Raw genomic sequence first — 21,608 nt, forward strand, 5'->3', positions numbered from 1 at the left:
TACAAGAAGGGTGCGGCGGGATGTCGACGTGTTTATGAAAGCGATCCGGTTGGCTTAGCTTTTCTGCCGCTCTTGCAGCTTCTCCGCGTGACGGTGCATCGCGCGGAAGGTGCGGGAGACGAACTGGCGGCGGATCAGGATCATGACCACCCACAGCGTCGCGAAACTGAACACATAGGGACCGATGAACCACGCCAGGGCCGCCAGCGCGAAGTAGTAGGCGCGCAAGCCGCCGTTGAAGCTGGCTCCGGCCAGGCTGAGGATGTCGCCGACTTCCTCCGCGTAGGCATCGCGGTCGGCCGGGTCGAGCGGCGGCATCGGTGCGCTGCCCATCATGGCGCAGCAGTAGTTGTACTGGCGGATCGCCCAGGTAAACTTCATGAAGCCGAAGATGAAGATTCCGAACAGCAGCAGGATCTTCAGCTCGAAGAACTCGCGGGAAACAGGGCTGGCGAAGCTGAACTGGCTTAGCATGCCATGGGCGGCATCGACCGAGCCGAGCAGACCGACAAGACCCGCCAGCACCAGCATGGAGGTGGACGCGAAGAAGGTCACGGAATGGATCGTATGCCCGACCAGGGCGGTATCCATGATCCGGTTTTCCCGGTCCAGCATCCGCTTCATCCATTCGTCGCGGAGCAGCTTGAGATGCTGGTTGACGCCCCATAATCCCCAGGCGAGGTGGTCCATGATCAGCGTGTAGCCGCACCATGCCGTCAGGAACAGAGTGATGGCGGCCAGATCGGCCGGCGAGAAGTCGGGCGGCATCATTCCCCTTCGGAACTCCCTGCACCGTCGGGGACTCCGGGTTTCGCGACTTCGGCTAGAACGAAGACGCGGATCGCGCTCGACAGGTTGCCGGAGCGCCCCTCGTCGATCGATTCGATCAGGGCGTTGATCGAGACGTCCCGCGCGGTGGCGATGTGTTTCAGGGCATCCCAGAAGGCCGCCTCGAGCGAGACGCTGGTCGAGTGGCCGGCGATCGTGACGGAGCGTTTCCGGATGGAGCTGTCCATGAAGCCTTCCGTCATTCCGGCCCCCCTGCGCATGGGGACCGGAATGGGCGGTTCAGCGTCAGCGCGGGCCGATCATGTCCAGCGGGCGGACCCACTGGCTGAACTGCTCCGGCGTCAGCAGGCCGAGGGCGACGCCCGCTTCGAGGAGCGTGGTGCCTTCCTTGTGGGCCTTCTTGGCGATCTTGGCGGCGTTGTCGTACCCGATATGCGGATTCAGCGCCGTCACCAGCATCAGCGACTCGTTCAGCAGCTTGTTGACGCGGTCGGTGTTGACCTCGATCCCGACGACGCAGTTGTCGGTGAAGCTGCGGGCGGCGTCGGCGAGCAGCCGGACCGATTGCAGGAAGTTGTAGATGATGACCGGCTTGAAAACGTTCAGCTCGAAATGGCCGTTGGCGCCGGCGAAGGTGACGGCGGTATGGTTGCCGAACACCTGGGCGCAGACCATCGTCATGGCTTCCGACTGGGTCGGGTTGACCTTGCCCGGCATGATCGAGGAGCCGGGCTCGTTCTCCGGCAGGCTCAGCTCGCCGATGCCGCAGCGCGGGCCGGAGCCCAGCAGACGGATGTCGTTGGCGATCTTGAACAGCGAGGTGGCAACGGTGTTCAGGGCGCCCGAGCCTTCGACCAGCGCGTCATGGGCGGCCAGCGCCTCGAACTTGTTCGGGGCGGTGACGAAGGGAAGACCGGTGATCTCCTCGACGTTCTTGGCGAACAGCTCGGCGAAGCCGGCCTTGGCGTTGAGGCCGGTGCCGACAGCCGTGCCGCCCTGGGCGAGCTGGAGCAGGCGCGGCAGCGTCGCCTTGACGCGCTCGATGCCATAGGCGACCTGGGTGACGTAGCCGGAGAACTCCTGGCCGATGGTCAGCGGCGTCGCATCCTGGAGATGGGTGCGGCCGATCTTGACGACGTCGGCGAATTCCTTGGCCTTGGCGTCCAAGGCGGCGTGCAGGTGCTCCAGCGCCGGGACCAGCTCGTGGTGGACCTGCTCGACCGCCGCGATGTGCATCGCGGTCGGGAAGCTGTCGTTGGAGGACTGGCCGTTGTTGACGTGGTCGTTGGGGTGGACCGGCTTCTTGGAGCCCTTCTCCCCGCCCAGCAGCTCGATCGCGCGGTTCGAGATGACCTCGTTCGCGTTCATGTTGGTCTGGGTGCCGGAACCGGTCTGCCAGACCACCAGCGGGAAATGGTCGATCAGGGTGCCGTCGATCACTTCCTCGGCGGCGTCCACGATCGCCTGACCGATCTTGGCGTCGATGGCGCCCAACTCGACATTGGCCTTGGCGGAGGCCTTCTTCTGGATACCGAGGGCGCGGACCAGCGGGGCCGGCATGCGCTCTCCGCCGATCTTGAAGTTCTGGAGCGAACGCTGGGTCTGAGCGCCCCAGTACCGGTCGGCAGGTACCTCGATCGGACCGAAGCTGTCGGTCTCTGTGCGAAAGGCTGGCGTATCGGCCATGGACAAGTTCCCCCGGACTGATGTCTTCGATTGCCGGGGGTTTTACCACAGCCCCGCGCCGGAACAAGCGGTCTGGCGGATTGCGCCCGCGCGCGTCGCCAAATGCCGCACCTTTGGCGGCTATTTCGGGCTTTATTCAGATTTCGACATTCGCGCCGAGTTCGACCACCCGGTTCATGGGCAGGTTGAAGAAATCGGTGGAGGTGGCGGCATTGGTGACCATCCAGGCGAAGATGGTCTCCCGCCAGTGCGGCATGCCCGACCGGCCGCTGGGCCGCGCTATCATCCGGGTCACGAAATAGGACAGCCGCATGGGTTCGTAGAAGAAGCCCAAGTCGGACTCCTTCGCATTGGCGAGAGCCGTCGGTATGTCCGGCGTCTGCATGAAGCCGTAGTGCAGGACGACGCGATGGACGTTGTCGCGGATCATTTTCGACTCGATCCGCGCGTCCTTCCGGACGAAGGGCACGTTCTCGACGATGACGGTCAGCAGCACGACGCGCTCGTGAAGGATCTGGTTGTGCTTCAAGTTGTGCAGCAAGGCTACCGGCGTGCCCAGCGAGTTTCCCGAGAGGTAGACCGCCGTGCCCCTGGCGCGCGGCAGGTTCTCGGCGCTGTCCAGCACGAGTTCGATCGGAATGGAATCGTGCTCCATCGCGTCGCGCAGGCGGGTGCGTCCGCGTTTCCAGGTCGTCAGGACGATGAAGATCGCTGCCCCCATCACCAGTGGCAGCCAGCCGCCGTAAGGGATCTTGACCGCGTTCGCCAGGAAGAAGGCGCCGTCCACCAGCAGGAAAGTCCCGGTCAGCAGCCGGACCCAGCCCCGCCGCCAGCCCCACAGCCGGCCCATCACCATGCCGGCGAGAATGGCGGTGATCAGCATGGTCCCGGTGACCGCGATCCCATAGGCCGCCGCCAGATTGCTGCTCGAGCCGAACAGCAGGACCAGCACGACCACCGACACCATGAGCGTCCAGTTGACGAAGGGGATGTATATCTGCCCCATTTCCCGGTCGGACGTGTGCTGGATGTGCATGCGCGGCAGGTAGCCGAGCTGAATCGCCTGTTGCGTGATCGAGAAGGCGCCGGAAATGACCGCTTGCGACGCGATGATCGCGGCGGCCATGGCCAGGAAGACCAGCGGCAGCGCCAGCCATTGCGGCGCCATGCGGATCAGCGGATTGTCGAGCGTGTCGGGTGCCGCCAGAAGCATGGCGCCCTGCCCGAAATAGTTCAGCAGCAGGGCCGGCCAGACCAGCAGGTACCACGCGACCCGGATCGGTACGCGACCGAAATGACCCATGTCGGCATAGAGCGCCTCGGCCCCCGTGACGGCCAGGACGACGGCGCCCAGCGCCAGCATGCCGTTGCCGCCCTCCTTCATGAAGAACATCACGGCGTAATGAGGACTGAGCGCCCAGAGGATCGTCGGGTCCTTGACGATGTGCTGGACGCCGAGGACCGCGAGCACGACGAACCACAGGATCATCACCGGTCCGAACAGCGCGCCGACCAGGGCCGTACCGGACCGCTGAAGAGTGAACAGCAGCACCAGGATCGCGATGGTCAGCGGGATCACCACGTATCCGAACTCCGGCGCCGCCACCTGAAGCCCCTCGACCGCCGACAGGACCGAAATGGCCGGCGTGATCACGCTGTCGCCATAGAACAGCGCCGCCGCGGCAAGGCCCAGCGAGCCGACGATCAGCGCCCGCCGCGAGTTCGGTTCTTCCGCCCGGCTGAGCAGAGCCAGCAGGGCCAGGCTGCCGCCTTCGCCGTTGTTGTCGGCGCGCATGATGACGATCACGTATTTGATCGCGACGATCAGGGTCAGCGCCCAGAAGATCAGGGACAGCACGCCCATGACGTGCAGCCGGTCGATCGGCAGCGGATGATGGCCGCCGAACGTCTCCTTGATCGTATAGAGCGGGCTTGTTCCGATATCGCCGAACACCACGCCGATTGCAGTGATGAACAACGCGAGCACGGGCGTCCGTCGGGGCGTCTGGGCAGAGGACAAGCGAGCTTTTTCCGCGTTGGTGTCGGACGTTGAATTGTTCAATATGGCTTTTGACCTAAAGTCAAGCGGATGAAATCCGTTGCTTGACCGGAAGGGTGGTGAACGGCGGTCAGACGGCGATCACCTTGCCCGGATTCATGATGTTGCGGGGATCGAGCGACTGCTTGATCGTGCGCATGACGCTGACACCCTCTCCATGCTCGGTCGGCAGGAAATGCATCTTTCCGTAGCCAACGCCGTGTTCGCCCGTGCAGGTGCCGCCCATCGCCAGCGCCCGCATCACCATCCGCTCGTTCAAGCGGGTAGCCTCGGCCATTTCGTCCGGCTTGGCCGGATCGATCAGGTAGACGAGATGGAAGTTGCCATCGCCGACGTGGCCTACCAGCGGCGCCATCAGGCTTGACTGCGCCAGATCGGCCTTGGTCTCCACGATGCATTCCGCAAGCCTGGAGATGGGAACGCAGACGTCCGTCGCCCAGCCACGCGATCCGGGACGCAGCGCAAGCGCCGCATAGTATGCATCGTGCCGGGCCTGCCACAGGCGGGAGCGGTCCTCCGGCTTCTCGGCCCATTGGAAACTCACGCCGCCGTACTCGGCGGCGATGGCCGAGGCCATTTCGGCCTGCTCCTTGACGCCGGCGGGCGTGCCGTGGAACTCGAAGAACAGCGTCGGCATCACGGCATAGTCGAGCTTGCTGTACGCTACAACGGCGCTCATCTGGACCTCGTCCAGCAATTCGATCCGGGCGACCGGGATGCCGGACTGGATCACCGTGATGACGGTATCGACCGCATCCTTGATGGTCGGGAACGGACAGACGGCGGACGATATGGCTTCGGGAATGCCATAGAGCCGCAGGGTGATCTCGGTGATGACGCCCAGCGTACCCTCGGCCCCGACGAACAGCCGGGTCAGGTCGTAACCCGCGGCGGACTTCCGCGCCCGGCCGCCCGTCTTTATGATACGGCCGTCGGCCAGCACCACCGTCAGCCCCAGCACGTTTTCCCGCATGGTGCCGTAGCGTACGGCGTTGGTGCCGCTGGCGCGGGTCGAGGTCATGCCGCCGATAGAGGCGTCGGCGCCGGGATCGATCGGGAAGAACAGGCCGGTATCGCGCAGGTGCTCGTTCAGACGCTTGCGGGTGACACCCGCCTGGACGGTGACGTCGAGGTCTTCCGGGCTTACCCGCAGGATCGCGTTCATGCCGGACATGTCGATGCAGACACCGCCGCGCAATGCCGCGACACCACCTTCCAATGACGTTCCGGTACCGAAAGGAATTACCGGCGTATCGTGGCGGGCACAGGCGGCAACCACCGCCGCGACTTCCTCGGTGCTTTGGACGAACGCCACGGCGTCGGGCGGATCGACCGGATGATAGGATTCATCCTTGCCATGATGCTCGCGCACCGCCGCCGCGGTACTCAGTCGCTCGCCAAGCAGAGAGCGCAGTTCGGCGATCAGGGCGGCGTCGGCGGGCGCACGGGCGAGAACGGCTTCGGCGGTCATGGCGATTTCCTCGGGCTGTCATTTTGCCGCAGCCTAGCAGCCGGATCGGTCCAGCACCATCCGGCGAGCGCGACGAAATGGTTCGAAGTGATATGCTTTTTCGGAAGCCTCAGGGTTGGCGGTTCGAGTGCCGGTCATCCAACGGGCCGAAGTCCGTGGCCCCGGTCCTTCGAGCGATGAAGCGGGACAGGCTGGGGCCGACAAACAGGACGACGAGAAAGCGCATGGTCTGGAGCGCCATCACGAACGGAACATCGACGTTGGAGGATGCCGCGATGATCGCGACGGAGTCGGCTCCTCCGGGGCTAGTGGCGAGATAGGCCGTCAGCGGATCGATGCCTGCCGTCCAGGTCAGCACCCAGGCGAAACCGCCGCAGATCGCGATCAGGGCGAGGATCGAGGCGGTCACTCGGGGCAGCGCCCGCAAGGCGTGGACGAGGATGGGACGGGTGAAGCGAACGCCGATGCTCCAGCCGACCACCGCGTAGCTCGCCGCCAGCAGCAGGGGCGGCAGCTCGATCGTCATGGTCCCGGAACCGTGAAGCAAGGCACCGGCGACCATCGGCACCAGCATCGGTCCCGCCGGAACCCGCAGAAGCGGAGCGATGAACGCGCCGGCTGCGGCAAGCGCCATCGTTTCGGCGAAGGGCAGCCATTGGACAGCGCCGAGCCAGTCGGTAGCGGCGGCGTGACCGGGCGCCGGCGTCACCCAGATCCTTGCTACGATGCTTGCCACCACCGTCACGAGCACGACGCGCAGATACTGCATGAAGGCGACGAGGCGGACATCGGCCCCGAAAGCTTCGGCCATGAGCGTCATGGCGGATGCCGCTCCCGGACAGGAACCCCAGACCGCCGTCGTTCCGGGCAGAACGCGCCAGCGCGTCAGCAGCAGCCCGATCAGGGCGCTCGACGCGATGACGGAGACGATCACGCCCGCGAACAAAGGCCAGTCCTGGGCCATCGTACCGATGATTTCCGGCGTGATGGAACGTGCGATCATGCAGCCGATGACCGCCTGCGCCATGAAGAAAGGCAGGTGCGGCACGCGCAGCGTTCCCTGTCCGGCTGCAACGACGATCGCCGCGATCATGGGACCGAGCAGGAGCGCCGCGGGCAGCCCGACGGCTTCCAGAACCGCCACGAAGATGCCGGACAGGAGGAGCATCGCCGCCCACTGGACGCCCCGCCCCCGCGATCCGAACGACCCGAAATGCCGCCCGAGCACCTTGTAGAGCCGGGAGGGCCGCTCTGGCGGCGGAGAAACTGATGCCATTAAGTCAAATCACATGCGCCGTGCGGGTATTCGGGCAAATCGCACCAGCGCATCCCTGGATGCGGAAAGCTGGAGGCTGTATTGGAGTGCAGCCTTGCTACGCGGATATACGAGGATGCCCTGACCGAAGTCAACGACGGCGGTCAGCCTGCCGCCATGCGGTCAGATGCGCTTGTGGACCCGATACCCGGCTTCACGGGCCGCTGGGCTTCAGGCCTTCGTAGTAGTTGGCGAGCGCCTCGATCTCGGCATCGGTCAGGGGTTTGGCAACCACGTTCATGACCTCGCTCTTGCGGGCGCCGCTGCGGAACTGTTCCAGCTGCTGGACCATGTAGAGCGACTTCTGGCCGGCGAGATTGGGGAAGACCGGGGAGGTGCCGACGCCGTCGCGTCCGTGACAGGTGATACAGGTACCGAGCTTGGGAACGTCCGCGGACTGGGCGAATGCGGACACCGGCAAAAAGGCCATGACGATGGTGGCCATGGCGGTGAAACGAAAACTCATAACGACTCCGGAATGAAGTAGCCGGAAACTCCGGTGCCTGCTTGCACAGGCACCGGAGCTCAGGCATCGCAAGTGCTTATTGGCCCTGATACGAGATGCGGTAGATGGCGCCCGCCGTATCGTCCGATACCAGGAGCGAACCGTCGAGATACTGCTGGACGTCGACCGGACGCCCGAGATACTCGCCGGTCTTATCGTCCAGCCAGCCGGACGCGAAGACTTCCGTTCCCGCCGCCTTCCCGTCCGGACCGACGCGGGTGAACATGATGCGTGCCCCTATCGGCGTCGTCCGGTTCCAGGAACCGTGCTGGGCGCTGAAGATGCCGCCCTTGTACTGGGCCGGGAACATGTTGCCGTTGTAGAAGGTCAGGCCGAGATCGGCCGCGTGGGCGTCCATCTCGACTTCCGGCATCACCACGTCCGCAGGCGGCTCGTCCTTCGACCAGTCCTCCGTCCGGACCTTGCCGCCGCCGTACCAGGGATGGCCGTAATTCTGGCCAGGCTGGCTGACGCGGTTGAGTTCGCCGGGCGGAATGTCGTCGCCCATGCCGTCCACCTGGTTGTCGGTGAACCATAGCGTCTTGTCACCGGGGTTGAAGGCGATGCCGACCGAATTGCGGATGCCCCGGGCATAGGTTTCCTGCGCCGTGCCGTCCCGGTTCATGCGCTGGATGCTGCCATAGGGATCCATCTTGGGGCCCTTGTCGTGCGGCCAGACATTGTAGGGCTGCCCCATCGACAGATAGAGCTTGTTGTCGGGACCGATGGTGCAGACGCGGGCGCCATGGTTGAAGTGTTCTTCCTCCTTGGGGATGAACTGCTCCTTGACGACGGCGACGGCGACATCGGGGCCTTCGTAGAAGAACTCGACGGCCGGGAAAGCCAGCAGGCGGTTATGCTCCGCGACGTACAGGATGCCGTCGGGGCTCATGCACATGCCGTTGGGGATCTTGAAGTTCACGCTGGGCGCGAAGCGCTTGACTTCCTCGGCGCGACGGTCCTTGTCGCGGTCGGTGACGGCCCAGACGTCGGTCTTGCGGGTGCCGACGAAGACGGCGCCGACGTTGCGGCCGACGGCCATGTGCCGCGCATCGGGAACGATCGCGTAGACCTCGATCTTGAAGCCGGGCGGCAGCTTGATCTTTTCGAGGTTCTTTGTGAGCTGAGCCAGTTTCGCCGGGTCTTGGGGAACGGTCTTGAGCGTCAGGTCCGTTCCGGTCGTGCGGAAATCCTGCAGGCGGTTGAGGTTTTCCTGCGCCAAAGCGGCGCCGGACGAAAGACATGTCCCAAGCAGAAGGCAGCCGGCCAGAATCCTTAATCCAGGCATGATCGTTTCCTCCCCATTGTTTCACTTGGAACTTCTTGTGAGTCCACAAGCGTATTTGATCTAGTTTTCAAGAATAGCCGGTCATTACCAAAAGAGGCATTCTCTCAAGTGGTAATACCACCACTGGGAAGGATAACGGATCTCCCGCTCAAGAAGGCCGCTCGGAGCCAATGGCCAGCCGGGCCGCCAGCCCGACGAAGATCGTCGCGGTGACATAGCGCTGAATACCTGAAATCGCCGGGTTCCGCGCCAGAACGGAGCCGAGTCCGCCAGCCCCCGCCCCGACCGCAAGGTTGACCAGCGTCCCGGACAGGTTGATGAGCATTCCCAGCACAAAAACCTGGAGTGCTACGGGTCCGGCGGCTGGATCGACGAACTGCGGCAGGAAGGCCAGGAAGAACAGCGCCACCTTCGGATTGAGAACATTGGTGACGGCGCCGTGGACGAACACGCGCCAAAGGCTGCGCCGCTCAGGCACCGCTCCCGCAACGCCGAGAGGCGGCGCCCGCAGGGTTTTCCAGGCGAGCCAGACCAGATAGGCCGCACCGGCATAGCGCACGATGTCGAAGGCCAATGGCGACGCGAGCAGCAGCCCCGCCAGCCCGAGTGCAGCCGCGGCCGTATGGACCAGCGTTCCAGCTCCGATACCGAGGGCGGCGACCGCACCCGCCACCCTGCCCCGGTTCACTCCGGCCGCGAAACAGAACAGCATGTCGGGTCCGGGCGTCAGATTGAGCGCCAGGACGGCGGCCATGAAGAGGGCGAGGGTCGACGGATCGGGCAGCATCGTTCGATTTCCTGGGCAATAGCGGTGCGCCGCAGCAATTTTGGGAGGGAGCCGTCTTGGAATATCATAGAGTAGCGGATTATCTTATCTCTCATGAAAGCCATGCTCGTATCGATGGCGGTTCTCCTGTTCCTGCTGACCGGCCCGATGCTGGTGGTGGCCATGGGGACCGTAACGCTGGGGGGACATTGGTCCACCGCCAGCCGGCAATCCTCCAACCAAGCCCCCGACCCCGCCACGACTCCCGAAGCGGTCGTCCAGGTCTACGCCGCCCGCGCCTTCTCGTGGCGCGGTGCATTCGGAATCCATCCCTGGTTCGCCGTGAAGCCGGCTGGAGCCACCAGCTACGTCGTCTACGAAAAGATAGGCTGGCGGGCGATGCGCGGCCTGTCCGCAGTCTCCATCGCGCAGCGGACGCCCGACAGCTACTGGTTCGGTCAGAAGCCGACGATCCTGGCGCAGCTGCGCGGAGAAGCCGCAGAGAAGGCCATCGCCAAGCTGGACGCCGCCGCGAAGGCTTATCCCTACGACCACACCTACCGGATTTGGCCCGGTCCCAACAGCAACACTTTCGCCGCCTTCGTCGCGCGTGCGGTCCCGGAATTGAAGCTGGACCTGCCGCCGACCGCGTTGGGGAAGGACTATCTGGCGCCCCGCAGCCTGTTTGCGGCCGCCCCAAGCGGCACCGGCTGGCAGTTCTCGCTGTTCGGCCTGTTCGGCGTGCTGGTTGCCGTCGAGGAAGGGGTCGAGGTCAACGTGCTGGGGCTGACCGTCGGCATCGACCCGCTCGACTTCGCCATCAAGCTGCCGGGACTGGGGCGCTTGGGACCGGGGCCGGGACCGGAGGTGGATGCCGAGTTGATCGAGCGGGGACGGGAGACCAACAGCGGGAGCTGATGCGGTTGCGAACTCCCGCTACACCGTAGGTCCGCCGATGATGGGAAAGCGCTTCTTGATGCTGGCGCTCAGGATGTCCCTGACCTGCCGGTAGACCATCATCCGGGCATCCCGGTTGCCGTCGATCATCGATGGGTCGAGCGTGTTCCAGAACTCGACATCGCAGGCCATGGTCCGCGTCATTTCGACCGCACGGTGCTGAGCTTCCGGCGACAGCGAGATCACCAGATCGAACGACGTGTCTTCCAGGAAGTCGAAGGTCTTGCAGCGGTGCCGGGTCATGTCGATGCCGATCTCGTCCATGACGGCGACCATGAACGGATCGGGCTCGCCTTCCCGCACGCCCACCGAATCCACATAGATCCGGTGACCGTGGAAATACTTCATGAGTGCTTCGGCCATGGGCGACCGGATCGCGTTGTACGTGCAGGCGAACAGCACGCTGGTGACAATGGCGCCTCCCGGCGCGCGGATCGTGTCGTCCATCTCCGCCCGCCCCGTCCGCCGATCACCCGCGAATATGCAGTATGCAGATCAGGGTGAAAAGGCGCCGGGCGGTATTGTGGTCCACCTCCACCTTGCCAGCCAGACGCTCGCGAAGCAGTTCCGACCCTTCGTTGTGCAGGCCGCGCCGCCCCATGTCGATCGCCTCGATCTGGGATGGCGTCGCCTTCTTGATGGCTTTGTAATAGCTGTCGCAGATCATGAAGTAATCGCGAACGATCGAACGGAACGGCGTCAGCGGCAGCAATACCTTCGTCAGGTCGCCGTTCTCGGCATTCCTGATGTCGAACAGCATCCTGTTGTCTTCCATGCTGAGATGGAGACGAAAGGGTCCGGCGTCCGGGTGCTCCTCCGGACGGAACAGGTTGTCCTCCAGCAGGTCGAAGATCGCCACCGCCCGCTCGTGCTCGACTTCCGCCGACCGCCTTACGACGCTGCGTTCGTCCAGAGCCACATGGATGATGCGGTGATTCTCATTCGACGGCGGCTGGCTGGTCACCTGGGAGCTCCATTGAGGCGGATCGACACGGACAGCGCATGGGCACCCAATCCCTCGGCTTCCGCCAGGGCCACGGCGGCCGGGCCGATGGCGGCCAAGCTGCCGGGATCGCAGCCGACCAGGGTCGTGCGCTTCATGAAGTCGAGCAGGTTGAGACCGGACGAGAAGCGCGCGCTGCGTGCCGTGGGCAGCACGTGGTTCGGCCCGGCGATATAGTCGCCGATGGCTTCCGGCGTGTGCCGGCCGAGGAAGATGGCGCCGGCGTTGCGGATGCGGGCGGCGAGCGCGTCGGGATCGGCGACCGCCAGTTCCAGGTGCTCGGGGGCCAGCCGGTCGACCAGCGGCACCGCCTCGTCCAGATCGGACACGACGATGACGGCGCCATGGTCGCGCCAGCTCGCACCGGCGATCTCTGCGCGCGGCAGGGTCTTCAGGTGACCGTCGACCGCCGTCTTGACCGCTTCGGCGAAAGCGGCGTCGTCGGTGATCAGGATCGACTGGGCGCTGGTGTCGTGTTCCGCCTGCGACAGCAGGTCGGCGGCGATCCAGGCCGGATCGTTGGCGCCGTCGGCTACCACCAGGATTTCGGACGGGCCGGCGATCATGTCGATGCCGACCGTGCCGAAGACATGGCGCTTGGCCGCAGCGACATAGGCGTTGCCGGGACCGACGATCTTGTCCACCGGCCGGATCGTTTCCGTCCCGTAAGCCAGCGCGCCGACCGCCTGGGCACCGCCGATCCGGTAGATCTCATGCACGCCCGCGATACGAGCCGCCGCCAGCACCAGCGGGTTGAGCTTGCCGTCGGGCGTCGGCACGACCATCGTCACGCGCTCCACCCCGGCGACCTTGGCCGGCAGCGCGTTCATCAGGACTGAACTCGGATAGGCCGCCGTCCCGCCGGGCACATAAAGGCCGACCGAATTGACCGCCGTCCAGCGCGCACCCAGCCGGACGCCAGCGGCGTCGGTATAGGACAGCGCGTCGGGAGTCTGCCGCCGGTGGAAGTCCTCGATCCGCTCGGCCGCCAGCTTGAGCGCGTCCAGCAGGCCGGGCTCGATCGACGCCAGCGCGCGGTCGATCTCGTCGGCGGTCACGCGCATCGTCTCGACCGTCAGGGTGACACGGTCGAACCGGGCGGTGTAGTCAAGCAGGGCGGCGTCGCCTCGGGCGCGTACGTCGGCCAGGATGGCGGCGACCGCGTTCTGCACGTCTTCCTGCGTCTCGCGCTTCGCGGCGAGCAGGCCGGTAAAGGCGGCTTCGAAGCCCGCGTCGCCATGGTTCAGCTCAAGCGGCATCCACTGCCTCCCGGAAACGGTCGATCCAGCCGCCGATTTCGGTCGGCCGGGTTTTATAGGCTGCCCGATTGACGACCAGGCGGGATGTTACCTCGGCGATCTTCTCGATTTCCACCAAGCCATTGGCCTTCAGGGTCGAGCCGCTGGACACCAGATCGACGATCCGGCGGCACAGACCGAGGGTAGGAGCCAGTTCCATCGCTCCGTTCAGCTTGATGCACTCCGCCTGGACGCCGCGCGCGGCGAAATGCCGCCGGGTTATCTCCGGATACTTGGTCGCGACACGGATATGGCTCCACCGCGCCGGATCGTCCCCCTCCACCATTTCCTTTGGCTCCGCGACGCTCAACCGGCAGGCGCCGATGCGCAGATCCAGGGGTGCGTAGATTTCCGGATAGTCGAATTCCATCAGCACGTCGTTGCCTGCCACGCCCAGATGGGCGGCGCCGAAGGCGACGAAGGTCGCCACGTCGAAAGAGCGGACGCGGATGATGGTCACGTGCCCCAGATTGGTGGCGAAACGGAGCTGACGGCTGTTCTCGTCGTCGAAGGCCGGTTCCGGCACGATCCCGACGCGGTCCAGCATGGGCCGGACCTCCTTCAGGATTCGCCCCTTCGGCAAAGCCAGGACCAGCGGCTCGTTCGCCAGTGTGGCCGGGGTCGGCGTGACGGGTGCCGATGTGGACGGGGTTGGCAACTGTGTCTCCAGAACTGCGCGGTTCCGGGGTGTGATAGCACAAACGGCGCGGTTGTCACTCCCGGTATATCTCGGGAGCCACCTCCGTATCCAGGAACGGCATACGTAAACTGTCACCGTAATATAGGCAGCGTCTCGTCGTCCGTTGATGAACTCTCCGGCGGCGGGCATCGGCCCGCCGCCGGTCTACTCGTTCACACTCAGGCCGCGTGGCTGGTTTCCGACTGCGTCAGCAGAGCGTAGATCGCCTCCGCACTGTCGGAGCCCCGCAGTTTGTCGCACATGGAGCCGTCGCGCAGCAGGCGGGACACCCTGGCCAAGGCCTTCAGGTGATCCGCGCCGGCCGCCTCGGGCGCCAACAGCAGAAACATCAGATCGACGGGCTGATCGTCGATGGCATCGAAATCGACCGGTCGTTCCAGCCGGGCGAAAACACCATAGACATGCTCCAGGTTGGACAGCTTGCCATGGGGAATGGCGATGCCATGCCCCACGCCGGTCGTACCAAGCCTTTCACGCTCGAGCAGCACGTCGAAAACAGCTCTTTCATGCTGCCCAGTCAGTTCCGCCGCCTTTTTCGCCAATTCCTGCAACGCCTGCTTCTTGCTGCCGGCGCGCAGGTTGGCGATGATGCTCTGGGGCGTAATCAAATCTATCATAAGCGTCTAAAGCGGTGCCCGATCAGGCACCGGCTCCCTGAGAACCTGCGGGATCGATCCAGCCGACGTTACCGTCCTGCCGGCGATAGATCATGTTCAGGCCGCCATGGGCACGATTGCGGAACATCAGAGCCGGAAGCTCCGCAAGGTCCAAACGCATGACAGCCTCACTCACGGTAAGGGTATCGATGGCTGTCGTCATCTCGGCGATGACAACGTGCTGGTTGCTGTCGTCCTGGCCGGCGCCGGACGATGCCGGGACGGCGTCGTGCGTATCCTCGTCATGCCCGTCCATATGGGCGTCTTCGGGCTCCGCTTCCAGAATGTAGTTGGTAGCGGGAAGCGTCTCGAACGCGACGGCACCGTCGACACCGTTGTCGCCACCCTTGTGGTGATCCTTCAGGCGGCGCTTGTAGCGGCGCAGGCGCTTGGCGATCTTGTCGGCAGCCGTATCGAAGGCTGGGTACGGCTCGCTGGCCTCCGCATTGCTTTGCAGAAGGATATTGCGGCCGACATGCACCGAAATGTCGGCTTTGAAGAGGTGCGCCTCACGCGAGAAGACCACATTGGCTTCAATCGGGCGACCGAAGTATTTGCCTACGATGGCGGTTAGGCTTTCATCGACGTGGGTACGCAGGGCGTCCCCGACGTCAAGCTGTTTGCCTTTGACGGATAGGTGCATGACGTAGGTTGTCCGGTGTTCTGGGCCCGTATTTTTGGGATCAAGCAGGGTGGCGTCACTGCTGGGCCGTGACGATAATGACGCCTCCCTATAGTTTTCATACAGCCTCATGGCTGCAAACCGTTCCCGGATTGGCGAACCCCTATCCTCCGTCCGGTTCCGCCGATCTGGTTCTCACAGTCGCATGCACTTTTCGCGGCGGCGCTGTACGGAAGACGGGATGCGCATAGCCTCACGATACTTTGCCACCGTGCGACGCGCAATCTCGATCCCATCGGATTTGAGAATCTCCACGATACGATCATCCGAAAGAATGCCGCTGGGCGGTTCTCCATCGATCAGCGCCTTGATCCGGAACCTTACAGCCTCCGCCGAGTGGGACGCTTCGCCGTCCGCTCCGGAAATCGATGACGTGAAGAAGTACTTCAACTCAAAAACGCCACGCGGAGTCGCCATGAACTTGTTGGTGGTAACCCGGCTGACGGTCGATTCGTGCATGCCGATCGCTTCCGCGATGTCGCGCAGGATCAGCGGACGCAGCGACTGGACGCCTTTGACGAAGAACAGATCCTGCTGGCGGACGATTTCGGTTGCAACTTTCAGGATCGTATTGGCGCGCTGATGAAGCGACTTGACCAGCCAGTTGGCGGAATGGAACCGCTCGGCGACGTATTCCTTCTCCGCCTTGTTGCGGCACTCCCCGCTGACCTGGGCGAAGTAGCGCTGGTTTATCAGCACGCGCGGCAGGGTTTCGGTATTCAGCTCGATCAGCCAGCCGCCGCCCGGCTGCACCCGCATCAGGATATCCGGCGTCACGGTCTGGACCACCTGATGGTCGAACCGGAGCGCCGGCTTGGGGTCGAGCGTCCGGATCTCCGACACCATGTCGGACAGATCCTCGGCATCGACGCCGCAGACCTTCAGCAGGGCCGGCACGTTGCGCGCCGCCAGCAGTTCCAGATTGTCGAGCAGGGCCTGGATCGCCGGGTCCAGCCGGTTGCGCTCCCGCAGCTGGATCGCGAGGCATTCGCTGAGGCTGCGGGCGAAGATACCGGGCGGGTCGAAGCGCTGCACGCGCAGCAGCACGCGCTCGATATCGGCCAAATCGCAGTTGAGCTGCTCGGCAAGATCGGCAAGGCTGCCCGTGACGTAGCCGGCCGCGTCCAGCAGGTCGATCAGCGCCAGCCCGATCAGGCGGTCCACCGGATCGATCAGATCGACGTTCATCTGGCCGATCAGGTGGTCGCGCAAGCTGAGGTCGCCGCTGAGCGTCTGTTCGAGGTTGAAATCCCCATCCTCGAAACTGCCGCCACCACCACGCGACGACCAGTCGCCGAATGCCTCCGCGCCGTCGAAGCTGCCGTCGGCGGCGCTGCCGTTGGTCCAGACATTCTCGAAATCGGTATCGAGAGGGGAGTCGGCGCCGCCAGCCATGTGGTCCGACGTCGTAAGCTCATGGGTGTCGCGTTGACGCTGGTCGGCGGGGTTGATCGCCGGCCCCTGGTCGGATTGGTTCGGGCTGTTGACCCCGGCGCCACCCTCGGCCCCGCCCTGGCTCCCGTCGCCGCCTCCTCCCCCGCCCGCTTCGGGTGAAGCGGAACCGTCGCCACCGCCGAACTCAGAGTCGTCCCGCTCCAGCAGAGGATTCTGTTCGACCTCGCGATCGACGTAATCCGACAGTTCCATGTTCGACAGTTGCAGCAGCTTGATAGCCTGCTGCAACTGCGGAGTCATGACAAGCGACTGGGTCTGCCTGAGGTCGAGACGTTGTGAAAGCGCCATGGTACCAGGGAGGTGGTTAGAGACTGAACCTTTCGCCGAGGTAGACCCGCCTCACATCCTTGTGGGCCACGATCTCCGACGGCTCTCCCTCCATCAGTACCATACCATCGTGCAAAATGTATGCCCGATCGACGATCTCCAGCGTTTCTCTTACATTGTGGTCAGTTATGAGTACGCCGATACCCCGGTCCCGCAGATGCGTGACCAGCTCGCGGATGTCGTTGACCGCGATCGGATCGATGCCGGCCAGTGGTTCGTCCAGCAGAATGAAGTGGGGTTGCGAGGCGAGCGCCCGCGCGATCTCGACTCTGCGCCGCTCGCCGCCGGAAAGCGCCAGCGCCGGCGTCCGCCGGAGATGCGAGATCGAAAACTCGGCCAAAAGCTCGTCGAGCCTCGACTCGCGCGCATCGCGGTCCGACTCGACAACTTCGAGCACCGCCCGGATGTTGTTCTCGACCGACAGGCCACGGAAGATCGACGCTTCCTGCGGCAGGTAGCCGATGCCGCGCCGGGCCCGGCGGTACATTGGAAGGGCCGTGATATCCTGGCCGTCGAGGCTGATCGTGCCGTAATCCGGCGAGATCAGACCGGTAATGATGTAGAAGCAGGTTGTCTTGCCGGCGCCGTTCGGTCCCAGCAGCCCGACCGCCTCGCCGCGCTGGACGGTGATGCTGACATCCCGCAGAACCGGCCGCTTCTTGTACTGCTTGCCCAGGTTGCGGGCGGTCAGTCCCTGGTTGTCGGCGATCAGCCGCGGCCCCGGTCCGCCGGCAGCCTTGGTCAGGCCCGGCGGGGCATCCTGGCGATCCATTCTCTTGAATTCCCGGATGCTCAATTCGTCGCACCTCCGGGTGCCGTCGGGGAAGTTGTTTGGGGAGCGGCCCTCGGAGCGGGGGGCTGGCCGCCACCCGGCTGCTGACCGGGAATGAACAATCCCTTCACCCGTCCGCCGCTGCGGTCACCGGTACTGAGCAGTCGGCTGATTCCGGTCTTCATGTTCACCTCGGCGGTCTGGCCGTTCAGGTGGTTCTCGCCACGGGTCAGGCGCACGTCACCGGTCAGGGTCGCAATTTCGGTCTTCAGGTTATAGACGCCCTGCCGCCCCCGCGCCACATCGGTCGGGGTGGTAATCACGACGTTTCCCTGGGCGTCGATGCGCGTCATCTCCATGCTGCCGTCGGCTCCGTCGGCAAACAGGCCGACCAGGACATCCGCGTTGACGCGGTTCTGCTCGCGCACCGCCATCGCGTCGCCGCGCGCCACGGCAAGCTTCTGGGTTTCCCAATACTCCAGGCTGTCCTTGGCGGTTACGACGTCGGTCGGCGTGACCAGCTTGAGATCGGAACCCGTGACGACCGCGACCAGCTTGTCGACATCGTATACGGCGCGGTCGCCGTATACGTTCTGGGTCGGCGAGAAGATATGGACCTTGCCGTCGGCGGCCAGCCGGAAGATCTCGGTTCCGCCGGCCGGAATGTCGCGGTAATAGGCCACCAGGGTATCGCCTGATATCGTCACGTCGCCGCGCTTGGCGACGGCGTTGCCGCGCGCCACATAGGCCTTCTGTTCCTGGTGCCACTCGATCGCCTGATCGGCATCGACGGCGATGGGAAGGCCCTGGCTCGACCCGGCACCCGGCACCTGTGCCGGCACCGGGACAGTTTGAAGCAGCAGGGCTGTCAAGGCGGCCAATACCGGAGCAAGGGCCTTGTTGCGAAAACGCGTCTTCATCGCTGGACCTGCTCCGCTGTGGGCTGCTCGGGCGCCGGGCGTTCCGCCACCGTGGGCGGCGCTTCCGGAATTTCAGGATCCGTCGTTGCAGCCCCCGAGGGCCCTGGCGACGATTTGGTGGCACCGGCAGGTCCGCCGGAGTCCGTCAGGCCGGCGGCGAGGTCGAGATGGGCCGGACCGTTGAAGACGATGGTGGCGCCGCTGTCGAACAGACGGAATCCTCGCGAGAAGATCTCTCCGAACGGTCCCTGCCCCGTCACCGGCAGATCGCCCCAGGCGTTGCCGGCCTTGACGTCGATATGCGCTTCGTCGGATTTGAACTCGTAGCCCTTGTCATGGAACAGGTTGGCATTGCCAAGCAGCAGCAGCTTGCCCGTCTTGTCGTTGTACCGGCCCCTGTCAGCCTTGACCGCGATCCATGTGCCGTCCTGGAGGGTCAATTCCCCCTGAGGACGAACCAGATCGAGCACGCCCGGTTCGCTGGTCGACTGCACCGCCCGGTCCGCCGTCAGCGAAAAAGGACGATTCTGGGTGTCGGTGCCGACATAGAGAGCCCGCATCATTTCGAGTTCGCCGGTGTCGCGCCGGTTTTCCGACTGATCGCCGCCCTGGATCCGCGGCCATGCCGCCAGCAGTCCGATGATGCCAAATGCCAGCAGCGGCAGCACCACCTTCAGGAACTTAACGAAATGGGAATAGCCGCCGCCGGCGCGCGCCATCCGGCGCTCATGGTCGGCCACCTGCGCGGCTGCCGCCGCGGGCGCGGCGTCAGGGTTCGGTATGGCGGCGCCGGATGATGTTCCCGACCGGATCGTATCCATGGCGTCAGGCCACACCGGCCCGCAGGCAATCGTGGATGTGGATGATGCCGACCGGACGCCCGTCGTCGGTGATGAAGAGGCTGGTGATCGCCAGCGCATTCATGATCCCGAGCGCCTCGCCGGCCAGCGTCGTGAGGCGGATCGTCTTGGGATCGGATGTCATGACGGTCTGCGCCGGCAGCGACAGGAGATCGGGGTTCATGTGGCGCCGCAAGTCGCCGTCCGTGATGATACCGGCGAGCCTGCCATCGGCGCCGGTCAGTCCGACGCAGCCGAACCGCTTGGCCGTCATGACCAGGATCGCTTCCGATACCTTTATATCGAGCGGTGCCAGCGGGAGTTCGGCCCCCGTATGCATCATCTCGGTGACACGCAGAAGCTGACGTCCAAGCTGGCCGCCGGGGTGGAAGACCTTGAAGTCGGCTGCGGAAAAACCGCGCCGCTCCAGCAGCGCCACCGCCAGCGCATCGCCCAGCGACAGCATCAGCGTCGTCGACGTGGTCGGCGCCAACCCCAGCGGGCAGGCTTCCGGCGACTGCGGCAGGATCAGGGCCACGTCGGACTGCTCCGCCAGCGACGAATGTGTCCGGCGCGTGATGCCGATCAGCGGAATGCGGAAACGCTTGGCATAGGCCACTATGTCGCACAACTCGGCTGTATCGCCCGAGTTGGACAACGCTATGACCGCATCGTCGCGCGCGATCATGCCCAGGTCGCCGTGACTGGCTTCGCCCGGATGGACCCACAGGGCCGGTGTTCCGGTGGACGCCAGCGTCGCCGCGATCTTCCGGGCGATATGGCCGCTCTTGCCCATGCCGGTGACGACGACGCGGCCGGTGATGCCGGCAAGTGCCTTGACGGCGCGAGCAAAGCTGTCGTCCAGGCCGGCGGCCATATCCATCAGCGCTTCGGCTTCCACGCGGAGCACCCGCCGCGCCACCGCGATGTCGCCGTCGGCGGACATGTCGGCTTGCGCCTTGTCGCTGAGCGCGCTGTCGGGGGCGGTGGAATGGTCCAAGGCTGACGAACTCCCAAGCATCTGGTAGGCAAACAGTCGACGGGCTGCAACTCCGGGGCACCGAAGCTGCACGGTATCAGCGTCGCTTACCGCAACTACCGGCGGGCGGTGGCCGCAGTATGCCGCTCAGCCCTGGTGCGGTCAAACCCGCACCTTTGTTAAATTGCCGCGGAACGGGCCATTCTGCACCAAAATTGGGCAACAATGAGACCTCGTTTCCCTTCCGTCGTGAACAAGGACCTGGGCTTCTCTACTAATGTGCGAAAATATCCTGATCTTCCCAACCTGCAAGATCGAGAGCGGCCCGGGTCGGTAGGAAACGGAAGCACTCTCGCGCCAGCTCCGTGCGTCCCTCGCGCTCCAGCATGGCATTCAGCTTGGCGCGCATCTCGTGCAGATGGAGCACGTCCGAAGCCGCGTATTTGAGCTGTTCGGGCGTCAGTTCCGCCGCACCCCAGTCCGAAGACTGCTGCTGCTTCGACAGGTCCACGTTGAGCAGGTCCTTGCACAGGTCCTTCAGTCCATGACGGTCCGTGAACGTGCGGACCAGCCGGGACGCGATCTTCGTGCAATAGACCGGCTGGCACACGACTCCCAGGTAAGCCTGGATGGCCGCGATGTCAAACCGTGCGAAGTGAAACAGCTTGGTGACATCGGGGTCGGTGAGCAGCCGCTTCAGGTTGGGAGCCTCGTAGCGGCCCTGCCGAAGCTGCACCATGTGGCAATTGCCGTCGCCGGCCGATAGCTGCACCAGGCACAGGCGATCCCGAACGGGGTTCAAACCCATGGTTTCGGTATCGATGGCGACCGTGTCGCCGAAATCGAGGCCGTCCGGCAGATCGCCGTCGTAAAGCTCTATAGGCACTGCGCTGCATCCCGAAAGCGACAACGGCCGCTTCGATCCGCCTATATCCCTGTATTCGGGATACCTGCGATCTAGCGGCCGTTACCGAGGAATTGGTGCCCAGGAGAAGACTCGAACTTCCACGACATTTCTGCCACAGGTACCTGAAACCTGCGCGTCTACCAATTCCGCCACCTGGGCGACGTGGAGCGGGTATTTATTGGGCCGGGCGGTTCCTGTCAATCGCTTTTTGCCGAAATCAACAGGACGGTCGCG

Annotated in this window: 22 protein-coding genes and 1 tRNA gene; 1 reads left to right on the plus strand and 22 read right to left on the minus strand. The window is 64.4% G+C overall.

Annotated features, from left to right (window positions below):
* Positions 1-54: 54 nt before the first annotated feature.
* The 9 genes from N826_RS08570 to N826_RS08610 form a co-directional block, all read right to left on the minus strand.
* A complete protein-coding gene (locus N826_RS08570; RefSeq protein ID WP_244619571.1) occupies positions 55-771 on the minus strand; it encodes a DUF599 domain-containing protein in 717 nt (238 codons plus the stop codon).
* On the minus strand, positions 768-1,016 hold the full coding sequence (locus N826_RS08575; protein WP_147040613.1) for a ribbon-helix-helix domain-containing protein: 249 nt from the start codon (positions 1,014-1,016) through the stop codon (positions 768-770). Before N826_RS08575 ends, N826_RS08570 begins: the two co-directional genes overlap by 4 nt.
* A gap of 58 nt (positions 1,017-1,074) precedes the next feature.
* On the minus strand, positions 1,075-2,475 hold the full coding sequence (fumC, locus tag N826_RS08580) for a class II fumarate hydratase (RefSeq protein WP_044427687.1): 1,401 nt from the start codon (positions 2,473-2,475) through the stop codon (positions 1,075-1,077).
* A gap of 136 nt (positions 2,476-2,611) precedes the next feature.
* Positions 2,612-4,495 (minus strand): potassium transporter Kup, encoded by a 1,884-nt coding sequence (locus N826_RS08585; RefSeq protein WP_084720595.1) that lies wholly within the window; start codon positions 4,493-4,495, stop codon positions 2,612-2,614.
* 109 nt (positions 4,496-4,604) lie between these two features.
* Positions 4,605-6,005, minus strand: a complete 1,401-nt coding sequence (locus N826_RS08590; RefSeq protein WP_044427690.1) for an FAD-linked oxidase C-terminal domain-containing protein — start codon at positions 6,003-6,005, stop codon at positions 4,605-4,607.
* 109 nt (positions 6,006-6,114) lie between these two features.
* Positions 6,115-7,281, minus strand: coding sequence for an AbrB family transcriptional regulator (locus N826_RS08595; protein WP_084720596.1), 1,167 nt, complete (start codon positions 7,279-7,281; stop codon positions 6,115-6,117).
* Positions 7,282-7,474: 193 nt separating this feature from the next.
* Positions 7,475-7,786: a c-type cytochrome gene (locus N826_RS08600; RefSeq protein ID WP_052830934.1), complete on the minus strand. Its 312-nt coding sequence runs from the start codon at positions 7,784-7,786 to the stop codon at positions 7,475-7,477.
* A 76-nt stretch (positions 7,787-7,862) separates the two neighbouring features.
* Positions 7,863-9,113 (minus strand): PQQ-dependent sugar dehydrogenase, encoded by a 1,251-nt coding sequence (locus tag N826_RS08605; protein WP_044427693.1) that lies wholly within the window; start codon positions 9,111-9,113, stop codon positions 7,863-7,865.
* 148 nt (positions 9,114-9,261) lie between these two features.
* Complete coding sequence (locus N826_RS08610; RefSeq protein ID WP_044427696.1) at positions 9,262-9,900, minus strand: LysE family translocator; 639 nt, start codon at positions 9,898-9,900, stop codon at positions 9,262-9,264.
* Positions 9,901-9,993: 93 nt separating this feature from the next.
* Between N826_RS08610 and N826_RS08615 the strand changes: the two genes are divergently transcribed.
* Complete coding sequence (locus tag N826_RS08615; protein ID WP_044427699.1) at positions 9,994-10,797, plus strand: DUF3750 domain-containing protein; 804 nt, start codon at positions 9,994-9,996, stop codon at positions 10,795-10,797.
* A gap of 18 nt (positions 10,798-10,815) precedes the next feature.
* On the opposite strand, the gene N826_RS08620 is transcribed toward N826_RS08615, so the two are convergent.
* The 13 genes from N826_RS08620 to N826_RS08680 form a co-directional block, all read right to left on the minus strand.
* The gene (locus N826_RS08620) at positions 10,816-11,283 is read right to left on the minus strand and encodes an arsenate-mycothiol transferase ArsC (RefSeq protein WP_044427702.1); all 468 of its coding nucleotides are present in this window, start codon (positions 11,281-11,283) and stop codon (positions 10,816-10,818) included.
* 22 nt (positions 11,284-11,305) lie between these two features.
* The gene (locus N826_RS08625) at positions 11,306-11,800 is read right to left on the minus strand and encodes a UPF0262 family protein (RefSeq protein WP_044427705.1); all 495 of its coding nucleotides are present in this window, start codon (positions 11,798-11,800) and stop codon (positions 11,306-11,308) included.
* On the minus strand, positions 11,797-13,098 hold the full coding sequence (gene hisD, locus N826_RS08630) for a histidinol dehydrogenase (RefSeq protein WP_044427708.1): 1,302 nt from the start codon (positions 13,096-13,098) through the stop codon (positions 11,797-11,799). Before hisD ends, N826_RS08625 begins: the two co-directional genes overlap by 4 nt.
* Positions 13,088-13,747 carry an ATP phosphoribosyltransferase gene (gene hisG, locus N826_RS08635; protein ID WP_044427943.1) on the minus strand — a complete coding sequence of 220 codons (660 nt, stop codon included), beginning with the start codon at positions 13,745-13,747 and terminating at the stop codon, positions 13,088-13,090. The genes hisD and hisG overlap by 11 nt, the downstream gene beginning before the upstream one ends.
* A 248-nt stretch (positions 13,748-13,995) precedes the next feature.
* Positions 13,996-14,454, minus strand: a complete 459-nt coding sequence (gene ptsN / locus N826_RS08640) for a PTS IIA-like nitrogen regulatory protein PtsN (protein WP_044427711.1) — start codon at positions 14,452-14,454, stop codon at positions 13,996-13,998.
* A 22-nt stretch (positions 14,455-14,476) separates the two neighbouring features.
* Positions 14,477-15,247: a ribosome hibernation-promoting factor, HPF/YfiA family gene (gene hpf / locus N826_RS08645; protein WP_308518241.1), complete on the minus strand. Its 771-nt coding sequence runs from the start codon at positions 15,245-15,247 to the stop codon at positions 14,477-14,479.
* Positions 15,248-15,310: 63 nt separating this feature from the next.
* Complete coding sequence (gene rpoN, locus N826_RS08650) at positions 15,311-16,918, minus strand: RNA polymerase factor sigma-54 (RefSeq protein ID WP_044427716.1); 1,608 nt, start codon at positions 16,916-16,918, stop codon at positions 15,311-15,313.
* Between the two features lie 16 nt (positions 16,919-16,934).
* The gene (lptB, locus tag N826_RS08655; protein WP_044427718.1) at positions 16,935-17,729 is read right to left on the minus strand and encodes an LPS export ABC transporter ATP-binding protein; all 795 of its coding nucleotides are present in this window, start codon (positions 17,727-17,729) and stop codon (positions 16,935-16,937) included.
* Positions 17,730-17,749: 20 nt separating this feature from the next.
* Complete coding sequence (locus N826_RS08660; protein WP_044427721.1) at positions 17,750-18,649, minus strand: LptA/OstA family protein; 900 nt, start codon at positions 18,647-18,649, stop codon at positions 17,750-17,752.
* Entirely contained in the window at positions 18,646-19,470 is an 825-nt protein-coding gene (gene lptC / locus N826_RS39755) for an LPS export ABC transporter periplasmic protein LptC (protein WP_052830935.1), read from the minus strand. The genes N826_RS08660 and lptC overlap by 4 nt, the downstream gene beginning before the upstream one ends.
* A gap of 4 nt (positions 19,471-19,474) precedes the next feature.
* A complete protein-coding gene (locus N826_RS08670) occupies positions 19,475-20,434 on the minus strand; it encodes a KpsF/GutQ family sugar-phosphate isomerase (protein ID WP_044427946.1) in 960 nt (319 codons plus the stop codon).
* Between the two features lie 307 nt (positions 20,435-20,741).
* On the minus strand, positions 20,742-21,353 hold the full coding sequence (locus tag N826_RS08675; RefSeq protein WP_044427724.1) for a ribonuclease D: 612 nt from the start codon (positions 21,351-21,353) through the stop codon (positions 20,742-20,744).
* Positions 21,354-21,446: 93 nt separating this feature from the next.
* Positions 21,447-21,533, minus strand: a tRNA-Leu gene (locus N826_RS08680).
* Positions 21,534-21,608: the final 75 nt, after the last annotated feature.

The sequence above is a fragment of the Skermanella aerolata KACC 11604 genome, from assembly GCF_000936425.1.
Taxonomy (GTDB): Bacteria; Pseudomonadota; Alphaproteobacteria; order Azospirillales; family Azospirillaceae; genus Skermanella; species Skermanella aerolata.